We start from the raw sequence: 13,820 nt of genomic DNA, 5'->3' as shown, positions 1-13,820 counted from the left end.
CGCCAGTTCAGGCGCCTTGTCCGCGCAACTCTGCCAACCCCGCCTCCGCGCGGATGACATCCGTATTGCGACGCGCCATCATGCGCCGGTAGTTGGGGCTTTCCTGCTCGCGGGATTGTTCGCGGTGCCACAGGTGGAAGACCTCGGTGGCGCAGAAACCGCGCTTGCGCCGGACGCCTGCGTTGTACAGGCGCACGGCCAGGTCCGCATCTTCATGGCCCCAGCCGACGAAGCTCTGGTCGAAGCCGTTCACGCGCTCGAAATCGCTGCGCCAGACGCCCAGGTTGCAGCTCTTGATGCCGCGCAGGCTGGTGTCCTTGAACGTGCGCGGCAATGGCAGGCCCGGTACCAGCAACGGCAGGAACTTGTTGATGCGGCCAGCGCGCCAGGCACTGAACCAATAGGCGAGATCCTTCAACTGGATGTCGGTTTGCTGCGCGACAACCTCTCGCGTCATCTCCTCGCTCAGCAGGATGCGGCTGCCGGATAGCAAACGTCCCGGCTCTGCCAGCGCCCGATGCCGGGCGACGAAGTCCGGGCGCGGCACGCAATCGCCATCGAGAAAGACGAGGTAGTCGGCATCGGTAGCTAGCACACCGCGATTGCGGATTTCCGCCGCGCGGAAGCCGTCGTCGGGGTGCCAGACATGGCGCAGCGGATACGTTGCCGTCTTGGCAGCGGTTTCTACCGCCAGACGTGTTTCGTCACGCGAGCCATCGTCGGCGACGATCACATCAAAGGCGGTGTCCGTCTGCGCACCGCAACCGGCCAGTACGCGAGCGAGCGCATCGGGGCGGTTATACGTCGTGACGATCAGAGCGACACGATGCGGGCATTCAGCGCTTGCCATGACGGTGCAGCATCATCAGCTTGATATAGCGGTAGTACGTGCCCTCTGCGTTGGACACGGCCAGCATGAAGCCTTCCGCGCCATCCAGGAAACCGCGCTGGATGATGTAGGTCCGAATGAACGCCCACAGCCCGTGACCGATCGCACTGCCCAGCGATGCACGCTTGCCCTTGGCATAGGCTGCGGCAGCACCGGCCGTCGAGTAATCGTTGGCCTTGTCGAGCGCAGCCTTCAGATCGGGAATCGAGTAGTGGATGATCGGCGCCTGAAAATCGCCGACGGTGCCCTGAAACACCAGATGCGAGTGCACCGGCGCATCGAAGAACGTCACCTGCTCACGCTTGAAGAAACGGCGGATGCGGTCCGGCCACCAGCCCGAATGCTTCATGAAGCGGCCGCAGAAGCTGGAGCTACGCGGCATGGAATACACCGTATGCGTGCTGCCCGATTCAAGCACGGCGATCATCTCGGCGCGCAGTTCAGGGCTGATGCGCTCGTCGGCATCCAGCGACAGGACCCAATCGGTGCGCGCCTCGCGCAGTGCGCGGTTGGACTGCTCGCCATAGCCCGGCCAGTCCGTTTCGAACACACGTGCACCCAGCTCGCGGCAGATGTCTTGCGTGCCATCCGTGCTGCCGGAATCGAAAACGATGACGTCATTCGCCCAATCGCGCACCGAGCGGATGCAATCGCCGATGTCGGCGGCTTCATTCTTGGCGACGATGATGACGGCGAGCGTGGCTCGATTGGATGCGGGCATGCGAAGACGATCTCAGAGAACAGGGTTGGCGCCAAGCTCTTGGCGGCGCCGGTGGATATGCGCGGTGAACACGGCCACCATCACGCTGTAGAACACCACGGTCTGCGCGATGATGAGCATCACCTCGGTCAGCCCAAACAGCATGAAACCAACGCAGAGTGTGAGGCCCATGGCCCCGGTGGTCCGGAGGACGCGGTCATCGCACAGCGCGGCGCGCAGGAAGTACGCGGCAGGCACCAGATACAGCGCCAGCAATGCGCCAATGCCCAGCACGCCAAGCGTGGCGCCATTGTATAGAAGTTCGTTGTGGGCATGCTCGAAGGCGGTGGCCTCCTGCGTGATCACACCTTCGGCATGAATCGCCTGCAAGCTATTGTGAAACTGGCCCCGGCCGACGCCAGCCAGCGGGTGATGCGTGAGCATCAATGTGGCCGCCTTCCAGAGTTGGAAACGGACGCCGATCGAAGTGTTGGCACGGCCAGCCTCGTAGGCATGAATATCATTCACCGCCTCATCAAAGCGAGCACGGACGATACTCGACGACACACTGACGGCCGCCAGCAATGCAAAAAACGCCAGCAACGCAATGACTCGCTTCTTCCAACTGACATGGCGCAGCGTCATCACGGCAATCAGCAGCAGCACCGGAATCGCAATCCAGCCGCCTCGGGACTGCGACAGATAGGACGCGTAGAGCCCTGCAGCGCCCCCCACCAAACGCAACGCGATGAGCTGCCAACCGTCATTGCGTGCCCAGCCGATGGAGATTAGCGAGAACAACCCCAGGAGCAGCGACACGTTGCCGAAGGGAATGGTGTTGGAAAAGGCACCCACCATATTCGGCCGATCTCCGCGCAGTTCCAGATACGCCCACACGGCTGACGCAATGGCACCGGCTACACAGCCCCACTGCACATTCTGCAATCGTCCAGGCTGCAGTTGTAGCAGCCCAAACAACACGAAACCAAATAGCCACAGCCGTCCATAGGCAAACGGCACACCGCGTGGCGCCGCCGGATTCAGCAGCGAACTTATCAGCATTGCTGTTGGCATTGCCGCCATAGCCAGAATCAGCCAGCGATGCTCGTGCCACATCGCACGCATCCGCCCCATCAACTCCGAAGGCGTCGCTAACATCAACCAAAGCGCTGTCGCCAACAGAAGCAAGAACGCCACAAACGCGGCGCTGTGTACAGACAACATGAAAGCCGGCAGGACGGTAATCCCCAGCACGGCTAGACCGACCGGCACGCTGGAGACCAGTGACCGGCCGCGTTGCACTACCCCAGTCATCACAGTGCCCCCACGCCGGGTGCCAAAGCTAGCAACGCGTCAATGTGGGCGCGGATGCCCGGGTCATAACGCAGATGCTCGCGCGGGTTAGCCAAGCGCGCCTGCCCGGCCTGCGCACGTTCCACCGCCGCCTCGATGGTGCGGGCAAGCGTGGCCGGATCGTTCACGTTGAAGGTCGGCGCGCCCTCGTCGGAAATCACCTCGGTACAGGCGATGTTGCTCGCCAGCACGGCGGGCGTACCGCACAGCACGGATTCCACCCCGATCAATCCGAACGGCTCGTAGTGCGAGGCAAGGATCGTATAGTCCGCCGCCCGATAGACGTTCTCGATGTCCTTGCGATAACCGAGGTAGCGGATGTTGGGCGAGGTTGACGACACCGGCCGCCCGATCACCGCCAGCTGTACCGGCAGGGTTGTCTTGGAGAAGAACGCCTCCAGCATCGGATAGCCCTTGCGCTTGTGGCTCGACGACGGAAACACGAAGGTAATGCGGTCACGGGCGAAACCCAACTCGTCACGCAGGCGCTGGCGCTCAGCCTCATCCACCAGCGAGAACTTGGCCTCGCTCACCGGCGGGTACACCGTCTTCACCTTGGCTTCAGGAATATCGTAGTAGTCGAGCACCTCCTGCGCCATCAGCTTCGAGTGCGCGACGATCACGTGCGAGCGCGCGTAGTCGCGACGCTCCAGCGCGATCTGCTGGCGATCCCAGAAGGCCGGCGCCTTGGGAAAGCTCTTGAGATAGCCGATATGTGTGCCACCGCAGATGGCAATGTCCGATGCCCCGGTGCGATTGCATCCGATCATCAGGTCGACATGCTCGCGTTTGGCCAGATGGCGCACCAGCCAGCCGAAGACATGGTCGTTGAGCTTGCCCGTCAGCTTGCGCGTGGGCAGTGCGATGGCCTTGACCTGGGCATATTCAGGAAGCGCCTTATCGACTGTTTTGGCGAAGAACACGGGACGGATGGCGCGCTCATGCAGGCCGCGGACCAGATCCATCGCATAGCGCTCGCTACCGCCGCTGTAACCCAGCGCGTTGCACGAGATTCCGACATTCATGGGTGCTTAGGGTGTAATCGTGTGAAGTCTGCTGTGGTGCCGGGCCCGCGCCCGGCGAGGGCGCCCCCAGGCACCCTCTTCGAATCAGTCGTACATCGTGAGTACGTTCTCGGCATCCAGCGCCTGACGCAGCGCCGCGATCGCCTCCTCGCTTGGCACGATGCGCCAAGCATCGCCCAGCACAGCCTCGCAGCGAGCCTGCTCGCCGATATAGCTGATACGCACTGGTAGGCCCTCATCCGGGCGAAGCGGTCCACCCGCCAGATGCGGCGTAAGTAGATCCCGCAACTTGGCGGGTGTCGAATTGCCGTTCATCGACAGCCGAATGGCGCGGGCAAACTTGGCGCGCGCCTGGGTCATGTCCATGACCGACTCGGCCGTCACGCGCACGCCGCCGGTGAACATGTCATGGCGAGCGCTGCCCTGCACGATCAGCACTTCGTCTTCCTTGAACAGCGCACGGTTGGCTTCGAAGACTTCGTTGAAGACCGTCACTTCGGTCGCTTCGCTGGCGGAGCCGTCGTCGAGCATGACGATCAGCATCTTGCCGCGCTGGGTCATCTGCGTACGCTGGCCGACGATCACGCCGGCCACTGTCTTGTTGCGTGCGTCGCGATTGCCATAGCCGCCGCCCCCACCGCCGCCGTTGCCCTTGTTCGTCACTTCCTGGGCAAGATCAGCAAGCGTCGTACGTGCAAAGCGGCGTACTTCGTCACGGCATTCGTCGAACAGGTGGCCCGACAGGTAGAAGCCCAGCGCCTGCTTTTCTTCCTGCAGCTTGCGCTTGGTGGTCCAGGCCGGCTCATCGACAAGCTCCGGACCATGCTGCTCGGCGTCGTCACCGCTCATCAGGTCGAAGAGCGAGACTTGGTTGGCAGCGGCCGCCTTCTGTTCTGCCGCCTCCATCGCCAACCCGATCGAGGCCAACAACTGTGCGCGGTTGTCGTTCAGGCTGTCGAAGGCGCCGGCACGCACCAGCGCTTCGATCGTGCGGCGATTGACCTGGCGGCGGTCTACTCGCTCGCAGAAATCGAACAAACTCTTGAACGGACCCGCCTCTTCCCGCGCGCGCAGGATATCTTCAATGGCACCCTGCCCGCTGCCCTTCACCCCGCCCAGGCCGTAGCGAATGGTCTTGGCATCCGTCGGCGTGAAACGGTACAGGCTGGCATTGATATCCGGCGGCAGCACCTTCAGGCCGTTCTTGCCGACAGCATCGTCGTAGATGATCTTCACCTTGTCGGTGTCGTCCATGGCGAGCGACATGTTGGCTGCCATGAATTCGGCCGGGTGATGCGCCTTGAGCCACGCGGTGTAGTACGCCAGCAGCGCATACGCCGCCGCGTGCGACTTGTTGAAGCCGTAGCCCGCGAACTTCTCCATCAAGTCGAAGATTTCGTCGGCCTTTTCGGTAGTCAGGCCATCCTTGGCCGCACCCGCGCGGAACAGCGCGCGGTGCTCGGCCATTTCTTCGGCCTTCTTTTTACCCATCGCGCGGCGCAGCAAGTCGGCGCCGCCGAGCGAGTAGCCGCCCACGATCTGCGCCATCTGCATCACCTGCTCCTGGTAGACCATGATGCCGTAGGTCTCCTTGAGCACCGGCTCGACGCGCGGGTCCGGGTACTCCACCTTCTCGCGGCCGTGCTTACGCGCGCAGAAGCTGGGGATCAGGTCCATCGGGCCTGGGCGATACAACGCCACGAGGGCGATGATGTCCTCGAAGCGGTCAGGCTTGGCGTCCTTCAGCATGCCCTGCATGCCGCGGCTTTCCAGCTGGAACACGGCGACCGTGTTGGCCGTCTTCAGGATGTCGAACGCCGGTTTGTCGTTCAACGGAATATGGCTGCAATTCCAGTCCGCCTTCGACGGATCGAGCATGCGGATGTAGCGCTCGGCCCAGTCGAGGATGGTGAGCGTGGTCAGGCCCAAGAAGTCAAACTTGACCAGGCCGACGGCTTCCACGTCGTCCTTGTCGTACTGGCTGACGACGCCGGCGTCTTCGCCGCCCTGCGTGTAGAGCGGGCAGAAATCGGTCAGCTTGCCCGGGGCGATCAGCACACCACCCGCGTGCATACCGACGTTACGCGTCATGCCTTCCACACGCTGGGCGAGTTCCAGGAGCTGTTTGACTTCTTCTTCGTTGGCTTCGCGCTCGGCCAGCAGCGGCTCTTCCTTCTTGGCTTCTTCCAGCGTGACGAGCTTGCCCGGCTTGAACGGGATCAGCTTGGCCACACCGTCGACAAAGTTGTAGCCGAGGTCGAGCACACGGCCGACGTCGCGCACCGCAGCCTTGGCGGCCATGGTGCCGAAGGTGGCGATCTGCGAGACGGCGTCCTTGCCGTACTTCTCTTTCACATACTGGATGACGCGGTCGCGGCCGTGCTGACAGAAGTCGATATCGAAGTCGGGCATCGACACACGTTCCGGGTTCAGGAAACGCTCGAACAGCAGGTTGTACTTGAGCGGGTCCAGATCGGTAATGCCCAGCGCGTACGCCACCAGCGAGCCTGCGCCCGAACCCCGGCCCGGCCCCACGGGCACGCCGTTGTTCTTGGCCCAGTTGATGAAGTCCGCCACGATCAGGAAGTAACCCGGGAAGCCCATCTTGATGATGGTGCCGGTCTCGAACTCCAGGCGGGCGTAGTACTCCGCGCGCTTGGATTCGCGCACCGCCTCGTCAGGGAACAGCACTTCCATGCGTTTCTCGAGGCCTTCCTTGGCGAGCTGGACAAGGTAGTCGTCCAGCGACATGCCGTCAGGCGTCGGGAACAGCGGCAGCTTGGGCTTGCCCAGTTCCAGCGTCAGGTTGCAGCGCTGCGCGATCTGCACCGCGTTGGCCAGCGCAGACGGGATGTCGGCAAACAGCGCGCACATCTCGTCCTGCGTCTTGAAATATTGGTCCGTCGTAAAGCGCTTGGTACGACGCGGGTTGGCAAGCAGCTCGCCTTCCGAAATGCACGTACGCGCTTCGTGCGCCGTGAAATCGTCCGGCGTCATGAACTGCACCGGATGCGTGGCGACCACTGGCAGGTGCATGGCCGCAGCCAGCTTCACAGCCTGTTGGACGTAGGCTTCGGTGCCGGCATGGCCTGCGCGCTGCAATTCGATGTAGAACGCGCCCGGAAACACGCGCGACCAGTTCGTCGCCAGCTTGTGCGCCAGCGCTTCGTTGCCGTTGGCCAACGCCATGCCGACATCGCCCGCCATGCCACCAGACAACGCCAGCAGACCCGTGGCAAGCGGCGCATCCTCTACGCCCGGCTCGTCAAACCATTCGGGGGCAATTTCCGCGCGGCCGCGATGCTGGTTGGTCAACCACGCCCGCGCCAGCAACTGGCACAGGTTCAGGTAACCCTGCTTGTTACGCACCAGCAACAGCAGGCGCGCCGGTTTGTCGCGCTCTTCGTGATTGGTGATCCACACGTCGGCGCCGACGATAGGCTTGACGCCCTTGCCGCGCGCTTCCTTGTAGAAGCGCACCAGGCCGAAGGCATTGGCGAGGTCGGTCAGCGCCAGGGCGCCCATGCCATCTTTGGCGGCGGCCTTGACGGCATCGTCCAGACGGACATTGCCATCGACGACGGAGTATTCGGAATGGAGACGGAGGTGGACGAAGCGCGGCGAATTCATCCGCGTATTGTACCGGGTGCCACCTTCCGTAAAGCATTTGCCGCGCGCCGGATTGACCATCAGCAACCCCGCATCGATGCTTGGGCCGCTATAATTTCGGCTTACAAATCAACGGGTTATCCAGGCGCCTCAAAAATGGCGCGGCAGCACATGCAGATCGTCAATATTTCCGCTTACAAATTCATCACCCTCGATGACCGCGAAACCCTGCGTCCGGCGCTGCTGGCCGAATGCCGGGCGCGCGAGCTCAAGGGCACTGTGCTGCTGGCGCCTGAGGGCATCAACATCTTCCTGGCCGGCTCGCGCGAGGCCATCGACGGCATCGTCGGCTGGCTGCGCGCCGACCCGCGCTTTGCCGATCTGGCCCCGAAGGAAAGCCTGTCCGACCACCAGCCGTTCCGCCGCCTGCTGGTGCGCATGAAGAAAGAAATCATCACCATGCGCCACCCGCTGATCCGCCCGGAAGATGGCCGCGCACCGTTCGTCACGCCGCCGGATCTCAAGCGCTGGCTCGACCAGGGCCATGACGACGAAGGCCGCCCGGTGGTGATGCTCGACACGCGCAATGACTATGAGGTGGCGGTTGGCACCTTCAAGAACGTCGTCGAATACAACCTGAAGAAGTTCACTGAGTTCCCGCCCGCCATTGCTGCGCACAAGGACGACTTTGCCGGCAAGACGGTCGTGTCGTTCTGCACCGGCGGCATCCGCTGCGAAAAGGCGGCAATCCACATGCAGGAGGTCGGCGTCGAGCGCGTGTACCAGCTCGAAGGCGGCATCCTCAAGTACTTCGAAGAAGTTGGCGGCGACCACTACGATGGCGACTGCTTTGTCTTCGACCACCGCACAGCGCTCAACCCGGAGTTGCTGCCGGCTGGCCCCAAACAGTGCTTTGCCTGCCGCGCCGTGGTGACGCCGGAAGAACAGCAATCGCCCAATTACATCCCTGGCCAGCGCTGCCCGCATTGCGCCGAGCACCAGGCCCAGGCTGCTGCATGAAGCGCCTCGCCGCCGCCCTCCTCGCCATGACGCTGTGCCTTGCGGCATTGGGCGGCTGCTCGACCAGTTGCGCTGGCGGCTCGAACCGCGGCATGTTCTGCGGAACCGGCACGCGGTTCTGATCCCCCCACCACAGCCAACAAAAAACGCCGGACATGCCGGCGTTTTCCTTTACGCGGTCCGTGCTTACCGGCGGCCGAGCACAAACTGGTTCGTGACAGCGGCAATGCGCTCACCAAACAGCTTGGCGGTTTCCAGGTCGCCCGGCAGCGGGCCTTCTTCGGGGCTGGCATCCGACGGCGATTGCGCCAGCGCGCCACCGAAGCCGGCCAGGAAGTTGATGTCGTTTCGCGTGGCCGCCTTGCTGTTGGCCGGCATCATGCCCGTGCCCACCCAGATCATTCCGTGCTGCTGCGACAGCGTCCACAGGTACTGGATCGACGAATACTTGTCGCCGTTCATCGACGCCGAATTCGTGAAACCTGCGGCGATCTTGTCCTTCCATGCGCCCGTGAACCACGCCTTGGACGAGGCATCGGCGAATTTCTTGAAGTCGCCCGACACGCCACCCATGTAGGTCGGCGCACCGAAAACGATGGCGTCAACACCAGCCAGCAGCGCCCAGGTGTCATCGTTGACGTCCGTAACCGAGATCAGGTGCGCCTCGGCGCCAGCGTTCTGCACGCCCGCAAACACGGCCTCGGCCTGCTTCTTGGTGTGGCCATAACCGCTGTGATAAACGACTGCAACTCGTGCCATGGGAATCCTCTTGGGGTTGGGGTAACGGCGGGGGAAAACAGACAAGAAAAACGGCGCACAGAGCGTGCGCCGCGAACATTACGGCAGATCGAACACCAGCACTTCGCTATCCTCACCGCCGGAAAGCGTCACCGCGCCTTCCTGCGTTAGCTTGGCTGCATCGCCGCCCGACAGCGGCTTGCCGTTGACGGCGACTTTGCCGCGCACGACGTGCACATAGGCGCGACGGCCATCGGCGATGGGCAGCGTGGCGGCCTCAGTGCCGTCGAACTTGCCGGCATACAACGCCATGTCCTGATGCACCTTGACCGAGTCGTCGCGGCCATCGGCACTGGCAATCAGGGCGAGCTTGCCGCGCTTGGCCGCCGCATCGAAGTGGCGCTCTTCATAGCCGGGCGTGAGGTTCTGCTGCTCGGGCAACACCCAGATCTGCAAGAAGTGCGTGGTCTGATCCTGCGCATGGTTGAACTCGGAGTGACGCACGCCAGTCCCAGCCGTCATGCGTTGTACGTCGCCGGGGCGCAGCACGCTGCCGTTGCCCATGCTGTCCTTGTGCGCCAGCTCGCCGTCGAGCACGTAGCTGATGATTTCCATGTCGCGGTGGCCATGTGTGCCGAAGCCCATGCCGGCGGCGACGCGGTCTTCATTGATGACGCGCAACGGCCCGAACTGGACGTGTTCCGGGTCCATGTAATCGGCAAACGAGAAGCTGTGATACGACTTCAGCCAGCCGTGGTCTGCGTAACCGCGGTCTTGAGAGGGGCGGATTTCAATCATTTTGATGAATCTCCTATCAAAATTGCTGCGTTGATGTGTGAATGGTACGCAGATTGGCTATAGTTGCGCGGTACGGCTTTGATTCATTTCATCAAAAATTCTGAATATGGCGCTGTCGCTGGAATCCCTGGAAGTCTTGGACGCGATTGAACGCAAGGGCAGCTTTGCCGCCGCCGCGCATGAACTTGGCAAAGTGCCGTCCGCGCTCACGTATGTCGTGCGCAAGCTGGAAGACGATCTGGATGTGCTGCTGTTCGACCGTCGCCGCCACCGCGCAGAACTGACGCCCGCCGGCCGCGCGCTGCTCGATGAAGGCCGCCACCTGCTGCAGGCCGCCGATGACCTGGCCCGCCGCGTCAAACGCCTGGCCACCGGCTGGGAGGCCACGCTGACCATCGTGCTGGACAACTTGGTGTATTTCCGCGCACTGCTGCCGGTCATCCAAGACTTCTACGCCGAGAACACCGCCACCCGCCTGCGCTTCAGCCGCGAGGTCCTGGGCGGCACGTGGGATGCACTGCTCTCTGGTCGCGCCGATCTGCTGTTGGGTCCCGCGCATACGGCGCCGGTGCAGGGTGTGCAGACGCGCACGCTCGGCGCCATTCCATTCGTCTTTGCGGTGGCGACGCACCATCCGCTCGCGCAGGTGCAGGAGCCGGTCCCCGCAGCGGCCATCGCGCGCCATCGCATCGTTGCGGTGGGTGATACGTCACGCAATCTGCCGGCACGCACGATTGGCGTCATGGCGGGCCAGGACACGCTGGTGGTGCCGACCATGGATGACAAGATCCAGGCGCAGATCCGAGGATTGGGCTGCGGTTGGCTGCCGGTGCCGCTGGCGCAACCGTATCTGGATTCCGGCGTGCTGATCGCCAAAGAAACGACCGAAGATCGCCGCCTCGGCACATTCCAGGTGGCGTGGCGCAACAACATGCGTGGCAAGGCGCTGCAATGGTGGGTGGAGAAGCTGGAAGACCCGCGCCTGGCGCAGGCGCTGTTGATGCAGTAACGGCAACCAGCAGAGGCAACGAGGCAAAATCGCGCAAAATAGCGACATCCGCGCCTGGAGCTTTGCGTTGTCCCAAGCCAATCTCGATTTTCCCGACACTTCCGTCGCGCCGGCGCGCGGCACGTACCGTGGCCGCTTCGCACCCTCGCCTACGGGGCCGCTGCATATCGGCTCGCTGGTCACTGCGCTGGCAAGCTGGATGGATGCGCGTGTGCACGGCGGCACGTGGCTCGTGCGCATTGAAGACATCGACTTCCAGCGCAACGTGCCCGGCGCCGATCGCGACATCCTCGCTGCACTCGAAACGCTTGGCCTGGCCCCCGATGAGGCGCCGCAATGGCAGAGCGCACATCTGCACCGCTTCGAAACCGCGCTGGCACAACTGCAGGCCGTCGATCGCCTCTACCCGTGCGGCTGCACGCGTCGCGAGATTGCCGATTCCGTCACCACCATCGATGCGAACGGGCGCCTGCGGCATCAGACGCTCATCTACCCGGGCACCTGCCGCAACGGCTTGAACGGGCGCCAACCGCGCGCCTGGCGCGTGCGCGTGCCGGAGGCCGACACCGCCACAATCTGCTTCAACGACCGCTGGCAAGGTACGCAGTGCCAGAACCTGGCCGAAGCCGTGGGCGACTTCGTACTCAAGCGCGCCGATGGCATGTGGGCGTATCAGATTGCAGTGGTGGCAGACGATGCCGCACAGGGCATCACCGATGTCGTGCGTGGGGCGGATCTGCTCGACTCGACGCCGCGCCAGATCTATCTGCAGCAACTGCTCGGACTCCCACCCGTGCGCTATATGCACGTGCCAGTAGTGGTCAACGCTGACGGTGAAAAGCTCAGCAAGCAGACCGGCGCGCGTGCCATCAACCGCAGCCAGCCGCTGGCCGCACTGACTGAAGCGGCACGGCATCTAGGGCTGGAGATTCGGGCGGGAGATTTGGAGGGGTTTTACCGGGACGCTGTCCCGGCCTGGGCCAATCGCCTTGCACGATTGGCAACCGCGTGATCCCGGCGGCACGACTGCTGCAATGTCGGCCGCCGTTTTCAACAGCCTGGCTTAGCGCTTGCGCGGCACGCCACCGAGGAGTGCAGCGATCGGACGCTTGGCGCTGCGCGGGTGACCGGCCGGTTGCGCCGGCTTGGCAGCCTCTGCCGACTCTGCCGGCACAGCGGATTCGTACGGGCGGTTGAAGAACGGATCATCCGATGGGCGGAACGCAGGACGCACGATGGTGTGATCCAGCACGCGGGCGCCGTTGCGCTCATCGCGCTCGCGGGCGCGGCGGACTTCACTGCGGGCACGCTTCTCATCGCGCTCGCGGCGCTCACGGTCACGAGCCTGTTCGCCGGTCGGGTCGAAATCGGTCAGTTGTTCGCGCGGCAGACTGCGCTTGATCAGCTTTTCAATGTCGGCCAAGAAACGTTCGTCACCTGGCGCAAACAGCGAGAGAGCATCGCCCGAGGCACCGGCACGGCCCGTACGGCCAATGCGGTGCACGTAGTCTTCGGCATTGAACGGCAGGTCAAAGTTGATCACGCACGGCATCTGCGAGATGTCGAGGCCGCGCGCGGCCACATCGGTGGCGACCAGTACGTCGACGGTGCCTTGCTTGAAGGCTTCGAGCGTTTGCATACGCTCGGTCTGCGTCTTGTCACCGTGGATGGCGTTGGCGTTGATGCCTTCGCGTTCCAGCGCGCGCGCCAGACGCGAGCAGCCGATCTTGCTGTTGGAGAACACGATGCACTGGCGCGGCAGGCCTTGGTCCGCACGCTGCTTCAACAGATGCACGAGCGCGGCCTGCTTGTGGTTGTCGGGCACCGTGTAGATGACCTGGCGGACGTTCTCTGCGGTGGCATTGCTGCGCGCCACTTCGATCGTCTGCGGATGACGCAGATAGCTGGAGGCCAGCTTCTTGATCTCGGGCGAGAACGTGGCCGAGAACAGCAGCGTCTGGCGATGCGCCGGCAGCAGGTTGATGATGCGCTGCAGGTCGGGCAGGAAGCCCATGTCAAGCATGCGGTCGGCTTCGTCCAGCACCAGCATGCGCACCTGCGAGAGGTTCACGCTGCGCTGCTGCACGTGGTCGAGCAGGCGGCCCGGCGTGGCGACGAGGATTTCCACGCCACGACGCAGTTGCTCGGTCTGCGGATTCATGTCGACACCACCGAACACAACGGCGCTACGCAACGCCGTGTACTTCGCGTACTTGGCGACGTTGTCGTACACCTGGTCGGCAAGTTCACGCGTGGGCGTGAGAATCAGCGCCCGCACCGGGTGGCGTGCCGGCGACGCGCTCGTATTGGCGTCGGGCAGCAGGTTGTGGATGATCGGCAGCGAGAAGCCGGCGGTTTTGCCGGTGCCCGTTTGCGCGGCGCCCATGACGTCGCGGCCGGCAGTGACCACCGGAATGGCGGCAGCCTGGATGGGCGTGGGCTTGGTGTAACCGCTTTCGGTCAGCGCGCGGAGGACGTCCGGATGCAGGCCGAAGCTGTCGAATGTCACCGATTCATTGGCCGGTGCTTCAGACGCTTCAGACATCGTTGCAGTATTCATAGGGGAGATGCGGCATGCCGATTGGCATGGCGGCGCGCCAGACCCAAGCGGAAAATCCCGCGTGCGGCTCGCGCAAAGCGTTAAAAATCAAAAGTTTATCACGTGAGACCTGTCCCAGG

General features: G+C 63.3%; 12 protein-coding genes. 4 read left to right on the top strand and 8 right to left on the bottom strand.

Going from position 1 to position 13,820, the window contains the following annotated elements:
* Window positions 1-7: 7 nt before the first annotated feature.
* From ACS13N_RS03295 to dnaE, 5 genes are all read right to left on the bottom strand, one after another.
* The gene (locus ACS13N_RS03295; RefSeq protein ID WP_438930339.1) at window positions 8-850 is read right to left on the bottom strand and encodes a glycosyltransferase family 2 protein; all 843 of its coding nucleotides are present in this window, start codon (window positions 848-850) and stop codon (window positions 8-10) included.
* On the bottom strand, window positions 837-1,610 hold the full coding sequence (locus ACS13N_RS03290) for a glycosyltransferase family 2 protein (protein ID WP_438930338.1): 774 nt from the start codon (window positions 1,608-1,610) through the stop codon (window positions 837-839). The genes ACS13N_RS03295 and ACS13N_RS03290 overlap by 14 nt, the downstream gene beginning before the upstream one ends.
* Window positions 1,611-1,622: 12 nt before the next feature.
* Window positions 1,623-2,903 (bottom strand): O-antigen ligase family protein, encoded by a 1,281-nt coding sequence (locus ACS13N_RS03285; protein ID WP_438930337.1) that lies wholly within the window; start codon window positions 2,901-2,903, stop codon window positions 1,623-1,625.
* Window positions 2,903-3,967, bottom strand: a complete 1,065-nt coding sequence (locus ACS13N_RS03280; RefSeq protein ID WP_438930336.1) for a glycosyltransferase — start codon at window positions 3,965-3,967, stop codon at window positions 2,903-2,905. The genes ACS13N_RS03285 and ACS13N_RS03280 overlap by 1 nt, the downstream gene beginning before the upstream one ends.
* Window positions 3,968-4,051: 84 nt before the next feature.
* Window positions 4,052-7,597: a DNA polymerase III subunit alpha gene (gene dnaE / locus ACS13N_RS03275; protein ID WP_438930335.1), complete on the bottom strand. Its 3,546-nt coding sequence runs from the start codon at window positions 7,595-7,597 to the stop codon at window positions 4,052-4,054.
* Window positions 7,598-7,747: 150 nt separating this feature from the next.
* Here dnaE and ACS13N_RS03270 point away from each other — a divergent pair, with 150 nt between their 5' ends.
* On the top strand, window positions 7,748-8,596 hold the full coding sequence (locus ACS13N_RS03270) for a sulfurtransferase (RefSeq protein WP_438930334.1): 849 nt from the start codon (window positions 7,748-7,750) through the stop codon (window positions 8,594-8,596).
* Complete coding sequence (locus ACS13N_RS03265; RefSeq protein ID WP_438930333.1) at window positions 8,593-8,718, top strand: hypothetical protein; 126 nt, start codon at window positions 8,593-8,595, stop codon at window positions 8,716-8,718. The genes ACS13N_RS03270 and ACS13N_RS03265 overlap by 4 nt, the downstream gene beginning before the upstream one ends.
* Window positions 8,719-8,782: 64 nt before the next feature.
* Here ACS13N_RS03265 and ACS13N_RS03260 read toward each other — a convergent pair whose 3' ends face one another.
* Together ACS13N_RS03260 and ACS13N_RS03255 are read right to left on the bottom strand one after the other, a co-directional pair.
* Complete coding sequence (locus tag ACS13N_RS03260) at window positions 8,783-9,355, bottom strand: flavodoxin family protein (protein ID WP_438930332.1); 573 nt, start codon at window positions 9,353-9,355, stop codon at window positions 8,783-8,785.
* 78 nt (window positions 9,356-9,433) lie between these two features.
* Complete coding sequence (locus tag ACS13N_RS03255; RefSeq protein ID WP_438930331.1) at window positions 9,434-10,132, bottom strand: pirin family protein; 699 nt, start codon at window positions 10,130-10,132, stop codon at window positions 9,434-9,436.
* 106 nt (window positions 10,133-10,238) lie between these two features.
* Here ACS13N_RS03255 and ACS13N_RS03250 point away from each other — a divergent pair, with 106 nt between their 5' ends.
* Window positions 10,239-11,141, top strand: a complete 903-nt coding sequence (locus tag ACS13N_RS03250; protein WP_438930330.1) for a LysR substrate-binding domain-containing protein — start codon at window positions 10,239-10,241, stop codon at window positions 11,139-11,141.
* A 67-nt stretch (window positions 11,142-11,208) separates the two neighbouring features.
* Entirely contained in the window at window positions 11,209-12,153 is a 945-nt protein-coding gene (gene gluQRS, locus ACS13N_RS03245) for a tRNA glutamyl-Q(34) synthetase GluQRS (protein ID WP_438930329.1), read from the top strand.
* A 51-nt stretch (window positions 12,154-12,204) separates the two neighbouring features.
* Here gluQRS and ACS13N_RS03240 read toward each other — a convergent pair whose 3' ends face one another.
* The gene (locus tag ACS13N_RS03240) at window positions 12,205-13,686 is read right to left on the bottom strand and encodes a DEAD/DEAH box helicase (protein ID WP_438930328.1); all 1,482 of its coding nucleotides are present in this window, start codon (window positions 13,684-13,686) and stop codon (window positions 12,205-12,207) included.
* Window positions 13,687-13,820: the final 134 nt, after the last annotated feature.

It is taken from the genome of Ralstonia sp. 24A2, from assembly GCF_051783885.1.
GTDB lineage: Bacteria > Pseudomonadota > Gammaproteobacteria > Burkholderiales > Burkholderiaceae > Ralstonia.
This window is presented reverse-complemented; position numbering and strand designations above follow the sequence as displayed.